The organism is Duganella sp. CF402 (assembly GCF_900109645.1).
GTDB lineage: Bacteria > Pseudomonadota > Gammaproteobacteria > Burkholderiales > Burkholderiaceae_D > Rugamonas.
In genome coordinates this window covers 2,473,600-2,496,748 of record NZ_FOBG01000001.1, presented here as the reverse complement: position 1 = coordinate 2,496,748, position 23,149 = coordinate 2,473,600, and the positions used below count along the sequence as shown (strand labels likewise).

23 protein-coding genes and 1 riboswitch are annotated in these 23,149 nt (G+C 61.3%); of the genes, 15 read left to right on the top strand and 8 right to left on the bottom strand.

Translation table 11 applies throughout. The features are described from left to right. The first annotated feature begins 1 nt into the window (after position 1). The 3 genes from BMZ70_RS11230 to gltA all read left to right on the top strand — a co-directional run bounded on the left by BMZ70_RS11230 (position 2) and on the right by gltA (position 2,411). Positions 2-712 (top strand): succinate dehydrogenase iron-sulfur subunit, encoded by a 711-nt coding sequence (locus BMZ70_RS11230; RefSeq protein ID WP_092273755.1) that lies wholly within the window; start codon positions 2-4, stop codon positions 710-712. A gap of 53 nt (positions 713-765) precedes the next feature. Beyond that, entirely contained in the window at positions 766-1,047 is a 282-nt protein-coding gene (locus BMZ70_RS11225) for an FAD assembly factor SdhE (RefSeq protein ID WP_092273753.1), read from the top strand. Positions 1,048-1,109: 62 nt separating this feature from the next. Continuing rightward, positions 1,110-2,411, top strand: coding sequence for a citrate synthase (gene gltA / locus BMZ70_RS11220; RefSeq protein ID WP_092273750.1), 1,302 nt, complete (start codon positions 1,110-1,112; stop codon positions 2,409-2,411). Between the two features lie 52 nt (positions 2,412-2,463). On the opposite strand, the gene BMZ70_RS11215 is transcribed toward gltA, so the two are convergent. Further along, a complete protein-coding gene (locus tag BMZ70_RS11215; protein ID WP_092273747.1) occupies positions 2,464-2,925 on the bottom strand; it encodes a hypothetical protein in 462 nt (153 codons plus the stop codon). A 5-nt stretch (positions 2,926-2,930) separates the two neighbouring features. Continuing rightward, positions 2,931-3,251: a hypothetical protein gene (locus BMZ70_RS11210; RefSeq protein WP_092273744.1), complete on the bottom strand. Its 321-nt coding sequence runs from the start codon at positions 3,249-3,251 to the stop codon at positions 2,931-2,933. 43 nt (positions 3,252-3,294) lie between these two features. Continuing rightward, positions 3,295-3,398, bottom strand: a riboswitch (SAM-I-IV-variant riboswitch). 127 nt (positions 3,399-3,525) lie between these two features. Between BMZ70_RS11210 and BMZ70_RS11205 the strand changes: the two genes are divergently transcribed. Continuing rightward, positions 3,526-3,933, top strand: a complete 408-nt coding sequence (locus BMZ70_RS11205; protein ID WP_092273740.1) for a FlxA-like family protein — start codon at positions 3,526-3,528, stop codon at positions 3,931-3,933. Between the two features lie 9 nt (positions 3,934-3,942). Here BMZ70_RS11205 and BMZ70_RS11200 read toward each other — a convergent pair whose 3' ends face one another. From BMZ70_RS11200 to BMZ70_RS11185, 4 genes are all read right to left on the bottom strand, one after another. Then, complete coding sequence (locus BMZ70_RS11200; protein WP_092273736.1) at positions 3,943-4,353, bottom strand: hypothetical protein; 411 nt, start codon at positions 4,351-4,353, stop codon at positions 3,943-3,945. A 93-nt stretch (positions 4,354-4,446) separates the two neighbouring features. After that, positions 4,447-4,821 carry a BlaI/MecI/CopY family transcriptional regulator gene (locus tag BMZ70_RS11195; protein ID WP_092273733.1) on the bottom strand — a complete coding sequence of 125 codons (375 nt, stop codon included), beginning with the start codon at positions 4,819-4,821 and terminating at the stop codon, positions 4,447-4,449. Positions 4,822-4,839: 18 nt separating this feature from the next. Continuing rightward, positions 4,840-6,126, bottom strand: a complete 1,287-nt coding sequence (locus BMZ70_RS11190) for a leucine-rich repeat-containing protein kinase family protein (protein ID WP_092273730.1) — start codon at positions 6,124-6,126, stop codon at positions 4,840-4,842. A 55-nt stretch (positions 6,127-6,181) separates the two neighbouring features. Continuing rightward, positions 6,182-7,027: an MBL fold metallo-hydrolase gene (locus tag BMZ70_RS11185; protein WP_092273727.1), complete on the bottom strand. Its 846-nt coding sequence runs from the start codon at positions 7,025-7,027 to the stop codon at positions 6,182-6,184. Positions 7,028-7,129: 102 nt separating this feature from the next. Between BMZ70_RS11185 and BMZ70_RS11180 the strand changes: the two genes are divergently transcribed. From BMZ70_RS11180 to BMZ70_RS11150, 7 genes are all read left to right on the top strand, one after another. Further along, positions 7,130-8,032, top strand: coding sequence for a LysR family transcriptional regulator (locus BMZ70_RS11180; RefSeq protein ID WP_092273724.1), 903 nt, complete (start codon positions 7,130-7,132; stop codon positions 8,030-8,032). A gap of 219 nt (positions 8,033-8,251) precedes the next feature. Beyond that, on the top strand, positions 8,252-11,107 hold the full coding sequence (locus BMZ70_RS11175) for a 2-oxoglutarate dehydrogenase E1 component (RefSeq protein ID WP_092273722.1): 2,856 nt from the start codon (positions 8,252-8,254) through the stop codon (positions 11,105-11,107). 78 nt (positions 11,108-11,185) lie between these two features. After that, positions 11,186-12,436 (top strand): 2-oxoglutarate dehydrogenase complex dihydrolipoyllysine-residue succinyltransferase, encoded by a 1,251-nt coding sequence (odhB, locus tag BMZ70_RS11170; protein WP_092273719.1) that lies wholly within the window; start codon positions 11,186-11,188, stop codon positions 12,434-12,436. A gap of 61 nt (positions 12,437-12,497) precedes the next feature. Beyond that, a complete protein-coding gene (locus BMZ70_RS11165) occupies positions 12,498-12,818 on the top strand; it encodes a PspC domain-containing protein (RefSeq protein WP_092273716.1) in 321 nt (106 codons plus the stop codon). A gap of 3 nt (positions 12,819-12,821) precedes the next feature. After that, positions 12,822-14,252 carry a dihydrolipoyl dehydrogenase gene (lpdA, locus tag BMZ70_RS11160; RefSeq protein ID WP_092273713.1) on the top strand — a complete coding sequence of 477 codons (1,431 nt, stop codon included), beginning with the start codon at positions 12,822-12,824 and terminating at the stop codon, positions 14,250-14,252. 70 nt (positions 14,253-14,322) lie between these two features. Then, positions 14,323-15,420 (top strand): cell division protein ZapE, encoded by a 1,098-nt coding sequence (gene zapE, locus BMZ70_RS11155; protein WP_092273710.1) that lies wholly within the window; start codon positions 14,323-14,325, stop codon positions 15,418-15,420. A 12-nt stretch (positions 15,421-15,432) separates the two neighbouring features. Continuing rightward, a complete protein-coding gene (locus tag BMZ70_RS11150; RefSeq protein WP_092273707.1) occupies positions 15,433-16,053 on the top strand; it encodes a hypothetical protein in 621 nt (206 codons plus the stop codon). On the opposite strand, the gene BMZ70_RS11145 is transcribed toward BMZ70_RS11150, so the two are convergent. After that, a complete protein-coding gene (locus BMZ70_RS11145) occupies positions 16,054-16,857 on the bottom strand; it encodes a PP2C family protein-serine/threonine phosphatase (protein ID WP_092273704.1) in 804 nt (267 codons plus the stop codon). It lies immediately after the preceding gene. Between the two features lie 148 nt (positions 16,858-17,005). Here BMZ70_RS11145 and BMZ70_RS11140 point away from each other — a divergent pair, with 148 nt between their 5' ends. Continuing rightward, positions 17,006-17,206: a YdcH family protein gene (locus tag BMZ70_RS11140; RefSeq protein ID WP_092273701.1), complete on the top strand. Its 201-nt coding sequence runs from the start codon at positions 17,006-17,008 to the stop codon at positions 17,204-17,206. A gap of 16 nt (positions 17,207-17,222) precedes the next feature. Continuing rightward, positions 17,223-19,265: a DNA repair helicase YoaA gene (locus BMZ70_RS11135; RefSeq protein WP_092273698.1), complete on the top strand. Its 2,043-nt coding sequence runs from the start codon at positions 17,223-17,225 to the stop codon at positions 19,263-19,265. A gap of 106 nt (positions 19,266-19,371) precedes the next feature. Here BMZ70_RS11135 and BMZ70_RS11130 read toward each other — a convergent pair whose 3' ends face one another. Then, on the bottom strand, positions 19,372-20,349 hold the full coding sequence (locus BMZ70_RS11130; protein WP_092273695.1) for an NADPH:quinone oxidoreductase family protein: 978 nt from the start codon (positions 20,347-20,349) through the stop codon (positions 19,372-19,374). A 157-nt stretch (positions 20,350-20,506) separates the two neighbouring features. Here BMZ70_RS11130 and BMZ70_RS11125 point away from each other — a divergent pair, with 157 nt between their 5' ends. Further along, positions 20,507-21,112 (top strand): toll/interleukin-1 receptor domain-containing protein, encoded by a 606-nt coding sequence (locus tag BMZ70_RS11125; RefSeq protein WP_092277756.1) that lies wholly within the window; start codon positions 20,507-20,509, stop codon positions 21,110-21,112. 9 nt (positions 21,113-21,121) lie between these two features. Further along, positions 21,122-23,089 (top strand): KGGVGR-motif variant AAA ATPase, encoded by a 1,968-nt coding sequence (locus BMZ70_RS29205; RefSeq protein ID WP_092273692.1) that lies wholly within the window; start codon positions 21,122-21,124, stop codon positions 23,087-23,089. The last annotated feature ends 60 nt before the right edge of the window (positions 23,090-23,149 follow it).

Below are 23,149 nucleotides of genomic sequence, written 5' to 3'. Positions count from 1 at the left end.
AATGGCACGCACTCTCAAACTCAAGATTTACCGTTACGATCCTGACCAGGACGCCAAGCCGTACATGCAAGACGTTACCGTCGAGCTGAAAGACACCGACAAGATGCTGCTGGATGCCCTGCAGCGTATCAAGTCGGACGTGGATGACTCGCTGGCCCTGCGCCGCTCGTGCCGCGAAGGCGTGTGCGGTTCGGACGCGATGAACATCAACGGCAAGAACGGCCTGGCCTGCACCACCAACCTGAACGAGCTGACCGAGCCTATCGTGCTGCGTCCGCTGCCAGGCCTGCCGGTGATCCGCGACCTGATCGTCGACATGACCCAGTTCTTCAAGCAGTACGATTCGATCAAGCCATACCTGATCAACGATTCGATCCGCCCAGAGAAAGAGCGCCTGCAGACCCCTGCGGAACGCGAAGAACTCGACGGCCTGTACGAGTGCATCCTGTGCGCGTGCTGCTCGACCTCGTGCCCGTCGTTCTGGTGGAATCCGGACAAGTTCGTCGGCCCAGCCGGCCTGCTGCAAGCCTACCGCTTCATCGCCGACTCGCGCGACGAAGCCACCGGCCAGCGTCTGGACAACCTGGAAGATCCGTACCGCCTGTTCCGCTGCCACTCGATCATGAACTGCGTTGATGTCTGCCCTAAGGGTCTGAACCCGAACAAGGCCATCGGCAAGATCAAAGAGCTGATGGTACGCCGCGCAATCTAACGCGCACACGGGCGGCTTTAGTGCCGCCCGTTTTTGTGTAAAGTAGTAAGACTATGACTGCAACGAACCCTCCTGCGCATCAGTCCGACCCAGCCAACCGCGCCCGCCTGCGCTGGCGCTCCCGCCGGGGTCTGCTGGAAAACGACATCATCCTGACGCGTTTTCTGGATGCGCATGAAACCGAATTGACCGACGACGAAGTGGACGCATTCACGCGGCTCCTCGACTTGTCGGACAATGCCCTGATGGATCTGGTACTGGCCCGTAAAGAGCCGGAAGGCGAAATCGATTTGCCGCACGTGCATGCGATGCTGCAGCGGTTACGTAGTGCGTAGTAAACCACACCCAGAATTTTTGCTTTTTTTATTCGCATCATCTCTCCAAGAAGGAAGAGTCCATGAACATCTCTGATAACAAAGCCACTCTCTCGTTCTCCGATGGCAGCCAACCGATCGAATTCCCGATCTACAAAGGCACCGTTGGTCCTGACGTCATCGATATCCGCAAGCTGTACGCCGGCACCGGCAAGTTCACCTACGACCCAGGTTTCATGTCGACTGCGGCATGTAACTCGTCGATCACCTACATCGACGGCGACAAGGGCGAACTGCAATACCGCGGCTACCCAATCGAACAACTGGCCGTGAACGCCGATTTCATGGAATCGTGCTACCTGCTGCTGAACGGCGAACTGCCGAACGCCGCGCAGAAAAAAGAATTCGTCGACACCGTCAGCAAGCACACGATGGTGCACGAGCAGATGCAATTCTTCTTCCGCGGCTTCCGCCGCGACGCGCACCCGATGTCGGTCCTGGTTGGCACCGTCGGCGCGCTGGCCTCGTTCTACCACGACTCGCTGGACATCAACGATGCCAAGCAGCGTGAAATCTCGGCCATCCGCCTGATCGCCAAGATGCCGACCCTGGTGGCGATGGCGTACAAGTACTCGATCGGCCAGCCGTTCATGTACCCACGCAACGACCTGTCGTACTCGGCCAACTTCATGCGCATGATGTTCGGCAATCCGTGCGAAGAGTACAAAGTCAACGACGTGCTGGTGCGCGCGCTGGACCGCATCCTGATCCTGCACGCAGACCACGAGCAGAATGCATCGACCTCGACCGTCCGTCTGGCCGGTTCGTCGGGCGCCAACCCGTTCGCCTGTATCGCTGCCGGTATCGCCTGCCTGTGGGGCCCTGCCCACGGCGGCGCCAACGAAGCGGCACTGACCATGCTGAAAGAAATCGGCTCGGTCGAGAACATTCCCGCCTTCATCGCTCAGGTGAAAGACAAGAACTCGGGCGTGAAGCTGATGGGCTTCGGTCACCGCGTGTACAAAAACTTCGACCCGCGTGCCAAGCTGATGCGCGAAACCTGCTACGAAGTGCTGAACGAACTGGGCCTGCAAGACGACCCGCTGTTCAAGCTGGCGATGGAGCTGGAAAAGATTGCACTGAACGACGAATACTTCGTATCGCGCAAACTGTACCCGAACGTCGACTTCTACTCGGGCATCGTGCAATCGGCGCTGGGCATTCCAGTGTCGCTGTTCACCGGTATCTTCGCGATGGCGCGTACCATCGGCTGGATCGCCCAGTGGAACGAAATGATCGCCGACCCGGAACAGAAAATCGGCCGTCCACGCCAGCTGTTCGTTGGCGCGACCACCCGCGACGTACCACCGCTGGACAAGCGTTAATCCACGGTTTTACGCAGCAAACAAAAACGGGCTTCGGCCCGTTTTTTTTCGCCTATGCTTTGCGCAGGAAGTAAGCGGCGGCGCTGACGGCAATGCAGGCGCTCACACCAAGGAACATCAGGTGCGGAGGATCATTCCGCAGCAGAAAGGCGGGGATGGCAGCGCCCGCAAGGCAGATCGATATGATGTTGAGAAAGTTAAATCGCACCAGCAGCAAGTACACGGGGATGCCCCAGAACAGCATGCCTGCGTAAAACACCGGTGTGCAGATTACGGTGGCCAGAAGCACCATCGTTATTCCGTGGAATACGCCTCGATAGCCATCGTATGCCAGCAAGGCAATGACAGGGATGTTGGCCAGCGGCGCATACAGTACCGCCTTCCACGGGATGGCATACCTGCTTGCGTAAGAGGCTTTTTTGTCGCCCATCTTCTTCATGGCGCGCAGTTCGGCGATCAGGAAGGCTCCTGACGCGGCGAGGCCGAATGCGATAAAGACGGGGAAATAGCCCATGTTTTCTATGCAGCAGTCCTTGCGTTATCGAAGTGGAGCATATGTTCGACGTGTACCTTGATTTCGCTATTCAGGCTGGCCAGGGCTTTGCGCAGGGTGCGCGCTGATGCTTCGCCGATGCCGCCGACGGTGATGTTGTGCTCGTAACAGCCGCCACGGCGTAGGATAAGCCATTTGTCGACGCGCGCGTTAGCGCTTTTCAGGGCTGATTCCAGTTGGCCGGCGGCGGGCTGGTTGGCGCCGACTTGCAGATGGAAAGTGTGCGTCATGCGGAACTCGTGGTCGAGCGCGCTGGCGTCTTGAGGGGAGGTGGTCTGATTGGTCATGGTTGCTCCAAAAATCCTGGCCCGATTCGGAGCAAAAAACCATGTGCACCCGCTTCGTTGCCGTTAAAAGGCCGCATCGCCGTAGAGGCTTCCACCTTGCCCGGGGAGGCAGGTTGGCGTCGGATCAACCGACTCTTGATGCATGAATAATATCCGCTATAGCGAACAAGTGTTCAATATAGCGGAATTTTTGAGATCGGGCAATAGGCTACTTGCTAAGGTTCTTCTCAAATCTGTCGTTAGCCCTTGATAGGAGAATGGGAGGGCATTGATCATGAATGCATCAAATATCGTACCTGCTTACCTTGCGCAACTGTCCAGTACCGCCAGCGTTTCGGGCGCCACGGAAAGCACCACGGTGCGGACCGCGATCCTGAAGCAAATCCGCAAACTGCAAAAGGTGGAGGCGGAGCTCGGTGAGCAATTAGCCGCGCTCACGGGAGATTACAGCTCCGGCGGGATTCAGCAAAGGATCGCATTGCAGCAGCAGATCGACGGTATCGAGCAGCAGATCAAAGCCTTGCAAATAGCCCTGCTGCAGGAGGATGCAGATCGCAAGGTAACAATCTCCAAGTCGGATGACAGTCCGGCCAAGGATCCTGCGGCAACTGAAGCAGCGCCCAAACCGGACAGCGGCGACAAGAGCGCCGCCATTGGCACGGTAATTAATACAGCCGCTTAATACCGGGATTCATTCTGCCCGCTGGCGGCGATCGGGCCGCAGCACCAGCAGCCACCAGCACAACACGCCCAGCGTCAACTGGGGCAGGTTGTAGAGAAATTTATCCAGCGTGATATCGCGCCGCTGCGGCCAGGCGCTGTCGGCGGTTTCGGCAATGATATTGGTGTGGTAGAAGCAGGCCGCCAGCAGGAACAGCGCAGCGATGCCCCAGATCGAGGGCACGCTGGTCACGCGATGGCGCAGCAGCGCCGCGAATGGATAGACCAGCACGCAGCAGAAGACATAGGCAAACAGGTTGGCCGGCAGGTTGGCCAGATTAAAGTGCGGCAGGACTATCGGCACGGCGCAAATCGCCACCGCCAGCATCACGGCAATAACTGGGTGAGCCCGTGTGGGCCAAGCATGGATACGGTTGTTCATCTTCTGGCGCCTAGTGAAAGGCTGCCATTGTAGCTTGGGGTTGTGAGCGCCTACTGAACTTAATGTTGAGCCTTGAGTCGAATGGTGGCTCGCTTATTTTTCCTGATCCAGCAGGGCCTGGATTTCTTCGCGTTCTTTTTTGCTGACGTGGCCGCCGCGCAGGGCGGCCAGGACCAGGGCTTTGCCGGAGCCGGCGAAGGCTTTCTGGATCAAGTCTTTCAGCAGGTTGGTTTGCACCGAGTCTTGTTCCTGCACCGGCGCGTAGATGTGGGCGCGCTGGCTTTCGTCGCGTTTCAGCAGGCCTTTGGTGTGCATCACTTGCAGCACGCGCAGGACGTTGGCGTAGCTGGTGTCCGGACGGGTTTCCAGCGCCGCTTCGTGTACTTGCCGCGCCGTGGCCGGGCCCAGCGCGTACAGCAGGCGCAGCATTTCCAGTTCGGCGGCAGTTGGTTTCGGTAAGGTGCTCATGGATGTAGAATAAAATATCTAGAACGGATTGTCTAGCTGTTCTTTGATGTCGTTGAAGCGCGGGCCGCCTTGCTGGCAGGCGTCGCGCAGCTGGCGCAGGCGTGGGAGGTCGGTGTCACAGCGGTCCAGCAGTTCTTCCAGCAGATTGCCGAAGGCGCGCACTTCCAGCGTTTGCAGCGCCGCCGCGTGCGGGCCGGCCGGGTCGTAGAAGGAGGCGGCGCCGAAGTCGCCCAGCAGGGTGTGGCCGTGCTCGTCGTGCAGCACGTTGTGGCCGTACAGGTCGCCGTGCATGATGCCGTGGCTGTGCAGCTGCGCCGCCGCCGAGGCGATGCCGCGTGCGATCGACAGCATGGTCTCCAGCGGGAAGCGCTTGCCGTCGCGGTAGATGTCGCGCGTGCAGCTGTTCAGGCTCGGCGGACCGGCGAGGTTGTGGAAATCCGGCGAGATCAGCGACATGGCCAGGCCGTGTACGCCGTCGGGATGGTCTTCGATGTGGCCCAGCACCGGGATCAGGTTGGGATGGGCGCCGGCGCCGAGGCAGGCCGCCATTTCGCTCAGCGGCGAACCGTCGCTGGTCATGGCGCCTTTGAATAGTTTGACCGCCACCGGCTCGGCGGTGTCGTCGTGCGGCCAGTCGGCTTTGTAGATGACGCCGGACGCGCCTTCACCCAGCTTGTCGCGCAGCGCCAAGGTCGGCCAGCTGATGGCGGTGGAGGGCGTGTGCACCAGCGTATCTTCCAGCTGGTCGCACAGTGGATTGCCGGCGTAGGCCAGCCACGTCAGGCGCGGCAGCGACAGTAGCCATGACGGCAGCGCGTCCAGCCGGTTGGAGGCGATGCGCAGCAGTTCCAGCTTGTGCAGCTGCGCCATTGACTCGGGTAGGGCGCGCAGGCGGTTCCCGGCCAGCATCAGCTTCTGCAGCAAGGGGCGTTCGCCCAGTGCGGCTGGCAGCTGTTCCAGATCGTTATCGGTCAGCACCAGCCAGCGCAGCTGGGCGGGCAGGGCCGCAGCCGGCACGTGGCGGATCTGGTTGGCCTTGAAACCGACCATCGTCAGCGCCGGGCAGGCGCCCAGCACCGGCGGCAGTTCGGTGAACTGGTTGTCCGAGCAGAAGATGATGCGCAGCTTGTGCAGGCGCGGCAGGTCGTCCGGCAGCGACGACAGCGCATTGCCGGACAGGTCGAGGATTTCCAGGCTGTCGGCCAGCGCGTAGATCTCGCGCGGGAATTCGGTGAGGCCGCAGCGCAAGGTCAGGCGGGTAATGCCTGCCAGCGCGCCGCTGCGTAACTGCTCAAGGGTGTGCATGCAGATGTGGCGGTGAAGTCGGAGGCCGCAGTGTATCACTCCACCGCACTGCTGCTTACCACTTCATTTCGCCTTTCGCGACCTTGGCGCTGGTGTCCAGCGCCGCTGGCAGGCCGGCGCTTGGGTACAGTGCTTTCATGCGGGCGCTCAGCGCGGCCGAATCGGCGGCCTTGGCGGTTTCGTTCTCGAAGCTGACCAGATAGTTGCGGGTGTAGCCGATGGCGGCGGCCGTCAGCGGTGCGCCCGGTGCGAAGTGACCCGGCACCACGGTGGTCGGCTTCAAGGCGGCGATGCCATCCAGCGTCGCCAGCCATTGGCGGCGCGACTCCGGCGTTTGGGTGTCGGCGGTCCACACGTGCAGGTCGTTGAACAGCACCACGCCGCCGACCACGGCCTTGATCGATGGGATCCACACGTAGCCGCGCGGCGCATCCTTGATTTGCAGCGTCTGGCCTTCCAGCGTGATGTTGTCGCCTTGCAGCGGCTGCGGCACGATCACCTCGCGCGGCGCGTTGTCCTTCAGGATCGGGCCCCAGTAAGCGACCTTGGCGGCCTTCTTGCGCTCGATGCCGGCGATCACGGCTGGCGTGGCGACGATCTTCGCGTCCGGGAAGGCGGCGTGGATCACGTCCAGGCCGAAGTAGAAGTCAGGGTCGTCGTGGCTGATGTAGATGGTGGTCAGGTGCTTGCCGGTGGCTTTGATCTTGTCGACCAGCTTGATCGCCTCGCCGCGCGAGAACTGGGCGTCGATCAGCACCGCGTCCTTGGCGCCGCTGACGATGACCGAGGCCACCGGGAAGATGGCGGCTTCGCCCGGATTGAACACGTCCAGCTTGAGCGGCGCGGCCTGGGCGGCGACGGAAGCGGCGAGGGCGGCGGACAGCAGGGCAGGTTTGAACATATGCACTCCAAAGAAAAGTAAGAATGACGCCATCTTAAATTTCTCAAACCGATAGAAAAATACGGTAATCTGGCTTTATTAATTGCACAAATCGGACGAATCATGGATCGCATTACTGCCGCACGGGTTTTTGTCAGCATTGCCGAGCGCGGCAGCATGATCGCCGCCGCCGACGCGCTGGACATGTCGCGGGCGATGGTCACGCGCTATCTGGCCGAGATGGAGGAGTGGGCCGGCGCCCGCCTGCTGCACCGGAGCACCCGCCGCCTGAGCCTGACCGATGCCGGCGACATCACGCTGGCGCGCTGCCGCCGCATGCTCGAAGTGGCCGACGACATGGCGGTCGCCGCCGGCGGCGACGCCGACACGCCGCAAGGCCTGCTGCGCATCACCTGCTCGCAATCGCTGGCGCAGGCCGAGCTGGCGGCCGCCGTGGGCGAGTACCTGACACGCTACCCGCGCACTTCGGTCGATCTGCAAGTGAACAACCGCGCCGTCAACCTGATCGAGGAGCGCATCGACCTCGCGCTGCGCATCACCAACGCGCTGGAGCCGAACCTGATCGCCCGCCAACTGGGGCACTGCGACTCGGTGGTGTGTGCCGCGCCGTCCTATCTCGAGGAGCGCGGCACGCCGCAGCGGCCGCAGGACCTGGCCGGCCACAACTGCCTGACCTATACTTATTTCGGCAAAAGCCTGTGGCAGTTCACTGCAGATGACGGCGCGGCGGTGTCGGTGCCGGTCAGCGGCAACCTGTCGGCCAATGAGGACCTGATCCTGCTGAAAGCGGCGGAGCAGGGCAGCGGCATCGCTATGCAGCCGCTGTATAGCGCCGCCCCGCTGATTGCCGCCGGCAAGCTGGTGGCGTTGCTTCCCGGCTACACTCCCTCCCGAATGGGGATTTACGGTATCTACACTTCCCGCCAACATATGTCACCTGCACTGCGCGCAATGCTGGATTTATTGCTAACGCGGTTAGGGAAAACCAGCATTCATGCGGCTTAAGTTAAAATTAACGCCGAAAGATTTAGCAGGATTTTGTCGCGTAAATCATTGTTGAGATACAATACCGGTGCTATGCTGAATGGCCCGTTTTAGGTAACACTGAACAAATAGCCCTTCCCCCACAACTTGATGTGCAATCCGCTAACCGGTCAGGCCGTGTCGCGGAAGGTTAGACTAACCCGCTAATTCCTCGCGAAGCGCGAAGAAAGGTGAGCAAGAATGATGCAACAACACACGTCCAACTCCTACCTGTTTGGTGGGAACGCACCGTACGTTGAAGAACTGTACGAAGCGTATCTGAACAACCCAGGCTCGGTACCAGACAACTGGCGCGCCTACTTCGACGCCATGCAGCACGTACCGGCAGTCGATGGCTCCAACAAACCGGACGTCGCACACGCCTCCGTCATCGCCTCTTTCGCAGAGCGCGCCAAAGCAGGTCCTATCCGCACCGTAAGCGCCTCGGCTGATGCCGAAATGGGCCGCAAACGCGTCGCCGTTACCCAACTGATCGCCGCCTACCGCTACCTGGGCTCGCGCTGGGCCAACCTGGATCCGCTGCAGCGTCAAGAGCGTCCAAGCATTCCTGAGCTGGAGCCGAGCTTCTACGGCTTCACCGATGCCGACATGGACACCGTGTTCAACGTCAGCAATACCTACTTCGGCCCAGAGACCGCGACCCTGCGCGACCTGCTGAACTTCCTGCGCGACACCTACACCCGTTCGATCGGCGCGGAATACATGTACATCTCGGACCCAGCTGAAAAGCGCTGGCTGCAAGAACGCCTGGAGTCGATCCGCTCGACCCCAAGCTTCACCGCCGAGAAGAAAAAACACATCCTGGAGCGTCTGACCGCTGCAGAAGGCCTGGAGCGCTACCTCCACACCAAGTACGTCGGCCAGAAGCGTTTCTCGCTGGAAGGCGGCGAGACCTTCATCGCGTCGATCGACGAGATCATCCAGCGCGCCGGTGAAAAAGGCGTGCAAGAGATCGTGATCGGCATGGCCCACCGCGGCCGTCTGAACGTGCTGGTCAACACCCTGGGCAAAGCACCAAAAGACCTGTTCGAAGAATTCGAAGGCAAGCACGGCGACGACCTGCCGGCCGGCGACGTGAAATACCACCAAGGCTTCTCGTCGGACATCTCGACCGCTGGCGGTCCAGTCCACCTGTCGCTGGCGTTCAACCCGTCGCACCTGGAAATCGTCAACCCAGTGGTTGAAGGTTCGGTCAAAGCCCGTATGGATCGCCGTGGCGACCCGGCCGGCAAGCAAGTGCTGCCGATCCTGGTGCACGGCGACGCCGCCTTCGCAGGCCAGGGCGTTGTGATGGAAACCCTGAATCTGGCGCAGACCCGTGGCTACGGCACCGGCGGTACCGTGCACATCGTCATCAACAACCAGATCGGTTTCACCACCTCCGATCCGCGCGATGCACGTTCCACCATCTACTGCTCGGACGTCGTCAAGATGATCGAAGCACCAGTGCTGCACGTGAACGCCGACGATCCTGAAGCCACCGTGCTGGCATCGCAAATCGCGATGGACTACCGCGCGCAGTTCGGCAAGGACATCGTGGTTGACATCATCTGCTTCCGCAAACTGGGCCACAACGAGCAAGATACCCCGGCGCTGACCCAGCCGCTGATGTACAAGAAAATCGGCAAGCACCCAGGCACCCGCAAGCTGTACGCGGACAAGCTGGTCGCCCAAAACGTGATCCCGGCCGACGGCGGCGAGCAACTGCAAGCGGCCTTCCGCGACGCAATGGACGCCGGCAAGCACACCGTTGACCCAGTCATCACCAACTTCAAGAACAAGTACGCCGTTGATTGGCTGCCGTTCCTGAACAAGAAGTGGACCGACGCCGCCGACACCGCTGTGCCGCTGACCGAACTGAAGCGCCTGGCCACCCGCATCACCACCGTGCCGGAAAACTTCAAAGTGCACTCGCTGGTCGAGAAAGTACTGGCTGACCGCGCAGCGATGGGCCGTGGCGAGATGAACCTGGACTGGGGCATGGGCGAACACCTGGGCTTCGCGTCGCTGGTATCGTCGGGCTACGCCATCCGCCTGACCGGCCAGGATGCAGGCCGCGGCACCTTCACCCACCGTCACGCTGTGCTGCACGACCAGAACCGCGAGCGCTGGGATGCCGGCACCTACGTGCCACTGCAGAACATCGCTGAAGGCCAGGCGCCGTTCACCGTGATCGACTCGGTGCTGTCGGAAGAGGCAGTGCTGGGCTTCGAATACGGTTACTCGACCGCAGAACCTAACACCCTGACCATCTGGGAAGCCCAGTTCGGCGACTTCGTCAACGGCGCCCAGGTTGTGATCGACCAGTTCATCAGCTCCGGCGAAGTGAAGTGGGGCCGTGCTTCCGGCCTGGTCATGATGCTGCCACACGGCTACGAAGGCCAGGGTCCGGAGCACTCGTCGGCTCGCCCAGAGCGCTTCCTGCAGCTGTGCGCAGACAACAACATGCAAGTGGTTCAGCCGACCACCGCTTCGCAGATCTTCCACGTGCTGCGTCGCCAGATGGTGCGTCAGTTCCGCAAGCCGCTGGTCATCATGACCCCGAAATCGCTGCTGCGTAACAAGGATGCAGGTTCGCCGCTGAGCGAACTGGCCAAAGGCGCGTTCCAGACCGTGATCGGTGAAGTGGACGAGAAGATCGACGCCAAGAAAGTTAAACGCGTTATCGCTTGCTCGGGCAAGGTCTACTACGACCTGGTCAACGCACGCAAGACCCGTGGCCAGACCGACACCGCCATCGTGCGTGTCGAGCAGCTGTATCCGTTCCCGCACAAAGCCTTCGCTGCCGAACTGAAAAAGTTCCCATCGCTGGCCGAAGTGGTGTGGGCGCAGGACGAGCCGCAGAATCAGGGCCCTTGGTTCCAGATTCAGCACAACCTGTTCGAGAGCATGGACGCCGGCCAACGCCTGGCCTACGCCGGTCGCCCAGCATCGGCGTCGCCAGCTGTCGGTTACTACGACAAGCACTACGCTCAACAGAAAGAGCTGCTGGAAACCGCCTTCTCGAAACTGAAGGGTTTCATCCTGACGAAGTAATCGTCGCACCACATTGAACGGAGCGCCCTGCTGCTACGCGGCGGGGCGCCGCAAAAACAAAATATACGGAGTTTTTTCATGGCACAAATCGAAGTCAAAGTTCCTCAGCTGTCGGAATCGGTCGCAGAAGCAACCATGCTGACCTGGCATAAAAAAATCGGCGACACCATCGCCCGCGACGAAAACCTGATCGATATCGAAACCGACAAAGTGGTTCTGGAACTGCCAGCGCCTGCCGCCGGCACCCTGGTGCAAATCATCAAGGGCGACGGCAGCACCGTTGTTGCTGACGAAGTGATCGCTATCATCGATACCGAAGGTGGTGCTGCTGTTGCTGCCGCCCCAGCTGCTGCCGCTGCTCCAGCCGCCGCTGCACCTGCCGCTGCCGCTGCTCCAGCCGCCGGCGGTAACAAAGGCGACGTGGCCATGCCAGCCGCCGCCAAGATCCTGTCGGAAAAAGGCCTGTCGGCTTCCGACGTCGCCGGTTCGGGCAAAGACGGCCGCGTGACCAAGGGCGACGCCCTGGCCGCTTCGGCATCGTCGACGCCAGCGATTGCGCCACTGGCTGCTCCTGCTGCCAAGCCAGCACTGGCACAAGTTGCCGCTCCTGCCGCCGCCAACCTGGGCGACCGTCCGGAAGAGCGCGTGCCAATGAGCCGTCTGCGTGCCCGTATCGCCGAGCGCCTGATCCAGTCGCAATCGACCAACGCCATTCTGACCACCTTCAACGAAGTGAACATGGCTCCGGTCATGGACCTGCGTAACAAGTACAAAGACAAGTTCGAGAAAGAGCACGGCGTCAAGCTGGGCTTCATGTCGTTCTTCGTTAAAGCCGCTGTTGCCGCGCTGAAGAAATACCCAATCCTGAACGCTTCGGTTGATGGCAACGACATCGTCTACCACGGCTACTTCGACATCGGTATCGCGGTTGGTTCGCCACGCGGCCTGGTGGTGCCTATCCTGCGCAACGCCGACCAAATGTCGATCGCTGAAATCGAGAAGAAAATCGGCGAATTCGGCGCCAAAGCCAAGGAAGGCAAGCTGACCCTGGACGACCTGACCGGCGGCACCTTCTCGATCTCGAACGGCGGCACCTTCGGTTCGATGCTGTCGACCCCGATCATCAACCCACCGCAATCGGCGATCCTGGGCGTGCACGCGACCAAAGACCGCGCTGTGGTTGAAAACGGCCAGATCGTTGTTCGTCCTATGAACTACCTGGCGATGTCCTACGACCACCGTATCATCGACGGCCGCGAAGCCGTGCTGGGCCTGGTGGCCATGAAGGAAGCGCTGGAAGATCCTGCACGTCTGCTGCTGGACCTGTAATTCATCGCATGGCTCCGGGCCGGCATTGCCGCCGGCCCGGAGATTTCTCAGAGGGTCTTGCATGAGCGTTGCTGAAGAAATCAAGCGTTTGCACGAACTGCATCAGGCCGGTGCGCTGTCGGACGAAGAGTTCGCGGCTGCCAAAGCCCGTTTGCTGAACAACGAAGCGCCCGCCGGTTCCGGCGACATCTCCCGTTTGCGCCGCTCGCGCAACGACCGCTGGCTAGGCGGCGTGTGCGGCGGGCTTGGCCGCATCACCGGTGTCGATTCCTGGATCTGGCGCTTGCTGTTTGTGCTGTTCGTGATCACGTTTGGCTTCGGCCTCGCCATCTACATCCTGCTTTGGATCTTCGTTCCAGAAGACGAACTGATTGGAAATTAAAAAATGAGTAAACAATTTGACGTAGTAGTTATCGGCGCCGGTCCTGGCGGTTACATCGCCGCCATCCGCGCTGCACAACTGGGCTTCTCGGTTGCTTGCGTAGACGCATGGGAAAACGAAAAGGGCGGCCCAGCACCGGGCGGCACTTGCACCAACGTCGGCTGCATCCCATCGAAAGCGCTGCTGCAATCGTCGGAGCACTACGAGCACGCCGGCCACGCGTTCAAGGACCACGGCATCGACGTATCGGGCCTGTCGCTGAACCTGCCGCAAATGATCAAGCGCAAGGACACCGTTGTGAAGCAAAACAACGACGGCATCCTGTTCCTGTTCAAGAAAAACAAAGTGACCTTCTTCCACGGCCGTGCCGCCTTCGCTGGCGCCGCTACCGCTGAAGGCTACCCACTGACCGTGTCGGCCCCTGCCAACGAAACCATCGTCGGCAAGCAAGTCATCATCGCCACCGGCTCGAACGCACGTGCCTTGCCAGGCGCGGAGTTCGATGAACAACTGATCCTGTCGAACACCGGCGCGCTGGCCATCGGCGAAGTGCCGAAGAAGCTGGGCGTGATCGGCGCCGGCGTGATCGGCCTGGAAATGGGTTCGGTATGGCGTCGTCTGGGTTCGGAAGTGACCGTGCTGGAAGGTCTGCCGACCTTCCTGGGCGCCGTTGACGAGCAGATCGCCAAGGAAGCCAACAAGCTGTTCACCAAACAAGGCCTGAGCATCAACCTGGGCTGCAAGATCAACAAGGTCAGCAAGGGCGCCAACAACGTTACCGTGGAATACGACAACGCCAAAGGCGAAGCCAACACCGCCGTGTTCGACAAGCTGATCGTGTCGATCGGCCGTACCCCGAACACCAACGGCCTGGCCGCTGACAAAGTCGGCCTGGCGCTGGACGAGCGCGGCTTCGTGGCCGTCGACGACGACTGCAAAACCAACCTGCCAGGCGTGTGGGCAATCGGTGACGTGGTGCGCGGCCCGATGCTGGCGCACAAAGCGGAAGAAGAAGGCGTTGCCGTGGCCGAGCGTATCGCTGGCCAGCACGGTCACACCAACTTCAACACCATCCCTTGGGTCATCTACACCTCGCCGGAAATCGCGTGGGTAGGCCGCACCGAGCAGCAACTGAAGGCCGACGGCGTCGCTTACAAAGCCGGCACCTTCCCATTCCTGGCCAACGGCCGCGCACGCGCGCTGGGCGATACCTCGGGCATGGTCAAGTTCCTGGCTGATGCGACCACCGACGAAATCCTGGGCGTGCACATCATCGGCCCTATGGCTTCGGAACTGATTTCGGAAGCCGTGGTGGCGATGGAGTTCAAGGCATCGGCGGAAGACATCGCACGTATCTGCCACGCGCACCCTTCGCTGTCGGAAGCAACTAAAGAAGCCGCTCTGGCTATCGACAAGCGCACCCTCAACTTCTAAGTTGATGCTGTAGCTTGTCACAAGGCGGACCGTCATGGTCCGCCGTTTTTGTTTGTGCAGATTGAATACTATGAACGTCCAAGAGTACTACCACAACGCGCTGTCGCAGCGCGGCTACAAGCCCGACGAAGCGCAGCAGCGCGCGATCACCCGTTTGCAGCAATGCTTTGACGAGTGGGTGGAGTACAAGGGCCAGCGCTCCAGCACCTTCAAACGCCTGATCAACCGCCCGGCGGTGCCAAAGGGCGTGTACATGTGGGGCGGCGTGGGGCGCGGCAAGTCCTTCCTGATGGACAGCTTCTTCTCGGTGGTGCCGCTGGTGCGCAAGACGCGCCTGCACTTCCACGAATTCATGCGCGACGTGCACCGCCAGCTCGACGAACTGCGCGGCGTGGCCGACCCGCTGGACGAGGTGGCCAAGCGCGTCGCCAAGAAATACCGTCTGATCTGCTTCGACGAGTTCCACATCTCGGACGTGGCCGACGCCATGATCATGTACAACCTGCTGAAGGCGCTGTTTGACAACGGCGTGTCCTTCATCATGACGTCCAACTACGATCCGAACCTGCTGTACCCGGACGGCCTGCACCGCGACCGCATCCTGCCGACCATTGCGCTGCTGTACGAGAAGCTGGACGTGATGAACATCGACGCCGGCATCGACTATCGCGGCCGCGCGCTGGAGCAGGTCGAGGCCTACTACACGCCGCTGGGCGCCGCCACCGACAAGGCGCTGCGAGACGCCTACGCCAGCGTGGCCGAAACCGCCGACGAAGATCCGGTGATCCGCATCGAGGCGCGCGAGATCCGTGCGCTGCGCCGCGCCGGCACCATCATCTGGTTCGACTTCAACACCCTGTGCGGCGGCCCGCGCTCGCAGAACGATTATCTGGAAATCGCCAGCCGTTTCCATACCGTGATATTGTCCGGTGTGCCGATGATGTCGGCCGCCATGTCGTCGGAGGCGCGCCGCTTCACCTGGCTGATCGACGTGTTCTACGACCAGGGCGTGAAGCTGCTGATGTCGGCCGAGGTCGAGCCGGAAGAGCTGTACACCAACGGCGCGATGGCCAACGAATTCCATCGCACCGTGTCGCGCATCGTCGAGATGCAATCGCAGGAATACATGAACCGCCAGCAGCGTGGCGCTGCGGCCTCGCTGGCGTAACTGGATCGAACTATGAAAGCATTGATTGCATTGCTGGGCGCACTGGCCATCACGGCGCAAGCCCAGAACGTGAGCTCGGTAGAGCAGGCCAACGCGGCGCTGGAGCTGGTGGCGCGCGACCGCGCCGCCGTGCATGCGGAATTCGCCGCCAGCGAGCGCGAATGCTCGACCAAGTTCTTCGTCAACAACTGCCTGGACAAGGCCAAGGAAAAACGCCGCGTCGACCTGGCCGCCATTCGCGTGCGCGAAGTCGACGCCCAGCACTTCAAGCGTGCCGACTCGGTCGCCAAGCGCGACGCCGACCTGGCCGAGCGCGCGCGCAAGGATGCGGAAGAAGCCGCGCTCCGCGCCGCCCAGCCACCGAAGCCGCCGCATGAGGAAAAAGCTGCGCCGCCGGCGCCGACCGGCCCGCGCGTGGCCGACCGCGAAGCGGCGCATGAAGCCAAATTGAAGCGCATCGAGCAGCAAGAAGCGGCGGAAGCGGCCAAGCGCGCGGCCAACGTCGAAGCGTTTGAAAAGAAAAAGGCCGAGTCCGAGCGTCGCCAGGCCGAAGTCGCGCGCAAGAAAGCCGAGAACGAAGCCAAGGCCAAGCGCAAGGCCGAGGCCGAAGCCGCCCAGCAGCCAGCAAAGTAATCAGACGGCGCGGCGCATCTTCTCCACCGTGTAGCCTGGCGCTTCCTGCGGCGGCGCCACCAGCTTGATGATCGCCATCGAGCAGTTATCGCCCTTGCCCTGCGCCCGTTCGCCGGCCTTGCCGATCAGGCGTTCTGCGGCCTGGCGCGGCGTGTTGCGCGCCACCGCCGCCGCCAGTTCCTCGGGGCGGAACAGCTGCCACAAACCGTCCGAACACAGCATCATTGCATCGCCGGCCTGCAAGCCCTCGTGGTAGCCGACCGTGACGAACGGTTCCTTCAGGCTGTTGCCGAGCGCATTATTCAGCAGCCGCGAACCGCGATGGCGCTTGGCCGCATCCAGCGGCAGCTTGTCATGCTCGACCAGATGGGCGACGTAGGCCGCATCATTGGTGCGCATTGCGCAGGTCTCGCCGCTGAAGCGGTAAATGCGGGCATCACCAACATGGGCCCAGACCGCCTGCGCCTGCGGCGTCAGGATCAGCAAGGCAACCGCGCTTTGCGGCTCGGCGGTGGCCGCCAGTGGATTCATGGTGATGACCTGGTGCACTTCGTGGGCGATATTGCGCAGCAGTTCCTGCAAGCGGGGCAGGTTGGCGGTGTCGCCGACGCGGAATTCGTCGAACAAGTGCTTGCTGGTCAGCAGCACCTGGTCGGCGGCGATGGGGCTGTGGTTGCCATCGGCCAGCACGGCCATGACATACCCCGGCGCTTGCGCGGCCGTGTACAGGGCGACCCGGTCGTTTTGTTGCGGACGGCTGCCGATATGCTGGGCGGTACCGGCCTCGATTTTGTAAGCGCTCATAAGCGACACTGTATCCTGAAGGGCGGGTGAGCGATCATTCTGTTGGCGGCTGGCGCGCCGTAGATTAAACTATGCACCGTGTCGCAGTTTGTGCGCAACGGTTACGCGACGTCGGTGTTGTTCCAGTGAAACTATTTGATTGAGAAAAATGGCTGATGTACAAGATATCCAACGTCGACTGATCGAACTCGACGTAGAACACCGTGACCTGGACGCGGTTATCGACATGCTCACGCTGGACGGACACCACGATCAACTGCAATTGCGCCGCCTCAAGAAGCGCAAGCTGCAATTGAAAGACCATATCACTCTGCTGAAAATGCAATTAGTGCCCGACGTTCCGGCGTAAAGCACGACCACTTATTTTGACCGAACAGCTTCCACCCGCATCCGACGCCATCCCTGCCGTCATCGGCGCCACGCCAGACCAGCCTCCCGGCAAGTACGATTCCGAGATCGAGCGCCTGTTTGGCGCCGGCGGTCCGCTGGGGCCGGCCGTGGGCGATTTCCGTCCGCGCCGCTCGCAGACCGAGATGGCCAAGGCGATTGCGTCGGCCATCGCCACCCAGACTACGCTGATTGCCGAGGCGGGGACTGGCACGGGTAAAACCTTTGCGTACCTGGTGCCGGCGCTGATGTGGGGCGGCAAAACCATCGTCTCGACCGGGACCAAGAACTTGCAGGACCAGCTGTTCCTGCGCGACATCCCGACCGTGCGCGCGGCCTTGCAGGCGCCGGTCTCGGTGGCGCTGCTGAAAGGGCGCTCGAACTATCTGTGCCATTACCACCTGGAGCGCACGCTGCAGAACGGGCGCATGACCTCGCGCGACGACGTCGGCCACCTGCGCGAAATCTCGCGTTTCCTGAAAATGACCAAGACCGGCGACAAGGCCGAGCTGGCGCGCGTGCCGGAAAACGCGCTGATCTGGAACCTGGTGACCTCGACCCGCGACAACTGCATGGGCACGGAATGCCAGTACTACCAGGATTGCTTCGTCATGAAGGCGCGCAAGGAAGCGCAGCAGGCGGACGTGGTGGTGGTCAATCACCACCTGTTCTTTGCCGACGTGGCGCTGAAGGATTCCGGCGTTGCCGAGTTGTTGCCGTCGGCTAACACGATTATCTTCGACGAGGCGCACCAGTTGCCGGACACCGCCACCTTGTTCTTCGGCGACACGTTCTCCACCTCGCAAGTGCTGGAGCTGTGCCGCGACGTGCTGGCCGAAGGCCTGTCGAACGCGCGCGACGGCGCCGATTGGGGCAAGGTCGTGACCGTGGTGGAAAAGGCGGCGCGCGACCTGCGCCTGACTTTCCCGCAAGACATCGTGCGCCTGTCCCTGCCGCAAATCGCGCCATCGAGCGACTTCTTCCCGGCGCTGGAAAACCTGAAGGACGAGCTGGACGGCATGATGGAAGTGCTGGAAAAGCAAGCCGAGCGGGCGGAAACGCTGGAACAGTGCCGCCAGCGCGGTGTAGAGCTGGTAGGCCGGTTGGCGGCATGGAAATTCGATCCGAAAGCCAAGGTGGCCAAGGGCGAGGAAGCCGTGTTCTGGGTGGAAGCGTATGCGTCCTCCCTGCAGCTGCACAAGACACCGCTGTCGATTGCGCCGATCTTCAACGGCCAGCGCGAAGGCGTGCCGCGCAGTTGGATTTTCACCTCGGCAACGCTGGCGGTGAAGAACGACTTCAGCCATTTCTCCGAGCAAATGGGCTTGGGGAGCGAGCCATCGATTTCGTGGCCGAGCCCGTTCAACTACGAAGAGCAAGGCATTTTGTACGTGCCGACCGGCCTGCCGGATCCGAATTCCTTCGGCTACACCGACGCCGTGCTGGACCTGGCACTGCCGGTGATCGAGGCGGCGGGCGGGAAAACTTTCCTTTTATGCACGACATTACGCGCCGTCAAGCGGGCAGCCGAGCGCCTGCGCGATGAATTCGAGAAACGCAACCTGCCATTCCCGCTGTTCGTGCAGGGCGACAAAGGCCGGACCGAGTTGCTGGACCAGTTCCGTAAAGCAGGAAATGGCGTGCTGATCGGCTCCCAAAGTTTCTGGGAAGGCGTGGACGTGCGCGGCGATGCGCTGTCATTAGTCATTATCGACAAACTTCCGTTTGCCCCGCCGGACGATCCGGTGCTGGCGGCGCGCATCGAAGTGATGGAAAAACAGGGTAAAAACGGCTTCATGAGCCACACCCTGCCGGAAGCCATCATCAACCTGAAGCAGGGCGCCGGGCGTTTAATTCGCGACGAAAAAGACCGTGGCGTGCTGATGCTGTGCGATCCGCGCGTGATTTCCAAGCCCTACGGCAAGCGAATCTGGCAAAGCCTGCCATCGTTCAAACGTACCCGGGAACAAGAAGTCGTGCTTGAATTCTTCAAAACAAGAATTCCGAACAGTAACTTTTAGTATCGAAATTCAGGGTCAGCTCTGTCATTCGGACAAATAAATCGCGTATTGATATTTCTCAAATATCGTGCGCGCGTGTCCAAATGACAGAGCTGACCCTGAATTGTTATTGCGGCAGTACGATTACTTTGCCGGTGACTTTGCGGGCGGCCATGTCGTGCAGCGCTTGCGCCGCTTCTTCCAGTTTGTAGCGCCCCGAAATGTGGGGTTTGATTTTTCCTTCGTGTAACCATTGCAGCAGCTGGCGCATATTGGCCATGTTGCCTTTTGGATCACGCTTGGTGAACTCGCCCCAGAAGACGCCCATCAACGACGCACCTTTGAGCAAGGTCAAATTGAGCGGCAGTTTCGGGATCTCGCCGTTGGCAAATCCCACCACCAGATGGCGCCCGCCCCACGCGATCGAACGGAATGCCGGCTCGCTGTACTCGCCGCCGACCGGGTCGTAAATCACGTCCGCACCCTTGCCGCCGGTCGCCGCCTTCACCGCCTCGCGCAAATCTTCCTTGCTGTAGTTGATCAGGACGTCCGCACCATGCTGGCGGCATACTTCCAGCTTCTCGTCGCTCGAGGCGCAAGCAATAATGCGGGCTCCAAGGGCTTTGCCGATCTCGATGGCCGCCAGGCCCACACCGCCGGCCGCGCCAAGAATTAGCATGTTCTCACTATTTCTTAGCATGGCCCGGTCCACAATCGCGTGATATGAGGTGCCGTAGGTGAGGGTGATGGCTGCGGCGGTCTCGAAATCCATGTCGGGCGGCATGGGGATCAGGGCTTGTGCCGGCGCTAATAATTGTTGTCCGAAGCCACCGGTCGGGACGAAGGCGATGACCTTGTCGCCAGCCTTGAAAGTTGTCACATCGTCAGCAACCGAGCGGATCACGCCGGCGACTTCGCTGCCTGGCACAAATGGCAACTCCGGCTTGAATTGATATTTTCCTTGCACAATTAATACGTCCGGAAAGTTGACGCCGGCCGCTTGCACGTCGATCACCACCTGTCCCGGCCCCGGCTGCAGGTCTGGCAATTCTTTTACTTTGAGCGTGTCCGGCAATCCCCACGCTTCACATACGACAGCTTTCATTGTGGTTTCCTCGCTTATAAAAAAGAACGGTCGTTATATTTTATCTTACCTGAAATTGCCAGCCGTTTGATCAATCTTCTGTCTGGCGCACGTTTGTGCTGCCTCAAAGTCTCTGCAAAAAGGCTTGTTAGAGTTGGTTAAACGCAGGGAGGATGTCATGACTATCCGTCACGGCTGCTTTTTCAGTTATGCACATGGCCAGCATGCTTACATGAGCAAGTTCAAGGACGACCTGGTCGATGCCTTGAAGTGCTATCTCGAACCCCACTTCGACAACGAGGACGAGCTCTTTGTTGATAGTGAGCAACTCGGCGGCGGGGATGACCTCGACGAGAAGATCGCGCGCGCCTTGTGCGAGAGCGTGTGCATGATTGCCATTTATACACCGAAGTACGAGGCCCACGGCTACACCCGCCGTGAGTTTGCTGCCATGCAACTTATCGAGCGGGAGCGCAAGCAGTGGTACACGCTGCCCAGCCATTTGATTATTCCCGTCATCATGACCCGCCACCCGGACGGCCTGCCGCCGCAAATCGCCGGGCCCGGCATGTATGTCGATTTTTCCCGCTACACCCTGGCCAGCGGAGACCTGAAGGCCAATCCAGAGTTTCTTCCGGACATAGAAAAAATCGTCCACCGCATCGCGGAGCACTACCACTGTCTAAAACGAAGCGCGCCACCGGGGCATGACTGTAGCCGTTTTGTCATGCCGGATATTCCGCCGGAATGGCGCGTCATTCCTCCTCCACATTTCCCTCGATAAAGGTTTGTCATGGAACCCACTCCGGTAACCCTGCCACCGCTCGGCACCAGCGGTGAAGTCATTACTTTCTATTCTTACAAGGGCGGCACAGGGCGCACGATGGCGCTCTCTAATATAGCTGTGCTGCTGGCGCGGCAGCAGAATGCCACCACGCCGGTGCTGATGATCGACTGGGATCTCGAGGCGCCGGGCTTGCATCATTATTTTGCTGACCAGCACTATGATGCCAAGCCCGGGGTGCTGGAATTGTTCGAGGCTTGCCGCGAACAGCTCCAGCGCCGCCGCAATGGCGCCGCCGCCCGAGACGACGAGGAACTGGCCAACGAGGTGCTGGCGGCTGTTGGCTGGGAGCAATACGTGAGCCGGGTCGACCAGAGCAGCCAGCTCTACCTGATGCGTGCCGGCCGCTTTGACGACAGCTATGGCGACCGGCTGGCCAATATGCACTGGGAGGAGCTGTTCTATAGTTGCCCGGCCTTGTTCCGCTGCTTTGCCGACCGCCTGTCGCGCCACTTCCGCTTCGTGCTGGTCGATTCGCGCACCGGCCGCACCGACAGCGCCGGCATTTGCACCACCTTGCTTCCGCGTAAGCTGGTGGTGGTGTTCACGCCCAACCGGCAAAGCCTGGAGGGTGTGCAGGCGCTGGTCGCGCGCGCCACCACCTACCGGCGCAGCCACGAAGATGAGCAGCGGCCGCTGCTGGTGTATCCGCTGCCTTCGCGCATCGAGATGGGCGACAGTGTCCAGCGCCTGCAATGGCGGCGCGGTGACCAGCGCCAGCGCATCCTCGGCTACCAGCCCAGCTTTGAAGAGTTGATCCGCGATTGCTACGCCATGCCGCAAGTGTCGCTGGAAAGCTATTTCGACGAGGTGCAGCTGCAGCAGACCCGCACCTTTGCCTATGGCGAGCAGGTGGCGGTGCGGCTCGATCAGGGCGGCGACCGCTTTTCGCTGACACGCACTTTCGAAGCCTTTCTCGCCTGGCTGGCGCCGGGCTATTTCCCGTGGCAATCGCATCGCGAGATCCACCTGCTGGCGTCGATCAGCGAGTCGCGCCGGGCGCTGGAGGAGGGCGGCGGCGCCGCGCGCGCGATGCCGCTGTCGCTGGCGCGCGAGCTCAACCTGCTGGGCGAGCTGTACCGGCGCGAGGGCAAGCTGCGGCCGGCGCTGGCCCTGCTGGAGGAGGCGCTGGCGTTGCGCCAGCGCGGCGTCGGCGAGGATCACCCGGACACGCTGGTCAGCAAGCTCAACCTTGCCGCTGCGCTGCGCCAGCAGGGCAAGCTCGATGAGGCGCAATTCCTGGAGGAGTGCGTGATCGAGGCGCGCGAGCGCATGCTGGGCCCCGAACACTTCGACACCCTGGCCGCACGCAGCAGCCTGGCGGTGACGCTGGGTCAGCAGGGCCGGCTGGCCGAGGCGCTGGCGATTCAGGATGCGGTGATCGATACCGATATGCGCCTGCTCGGCGCCGAGCATTTGCTGACCCTGTCCGCCAAGGCGGCGCGCGCCGATCTGCTGCTGTTGCGCGGCGACGTCGAGCATGCCCGCAGCGTGCAGGAGCAGGTGCTGGCCGCGCGCAAGCGCCTGCTGGGCGCCGAACATAGCGATACTCTGCGCAGCAAGACCGCGCTGGCCCATACCTTGTTGCACATGCAGGAGCTGGAGGCGGCGCGCAGCCTGCTGGAAGCGGTGCTGCACGCGCATTTGCGGCGGCTGGGGCCGGATCATCCGGAAACCGGCAAGGCGCGCGAGCAGCTGATGGATGTGCATCTGCAATTGGGCATGCCAGCCGGCGAGCCGCCGGTGGCCCATGAGCTGCACCAGAACGCTGCGATGGACGATTACGGCGACGCGCTGGTGCGGCCGCCAGGGGCCAGGCGGGGCCAAAATCTGGCCGCCAGCCTGTGGGCGCGCAGCGCCGATGAACTGCTGGCGCTGGACGGTTATCTGTCCGCGCCGTGGCCGCCGCAGCGTTGACAGAAATTAATATGTTTTCCGGGCTGCCGCCATGCGCAGTCCGGCCATTGCTTCGGGTAA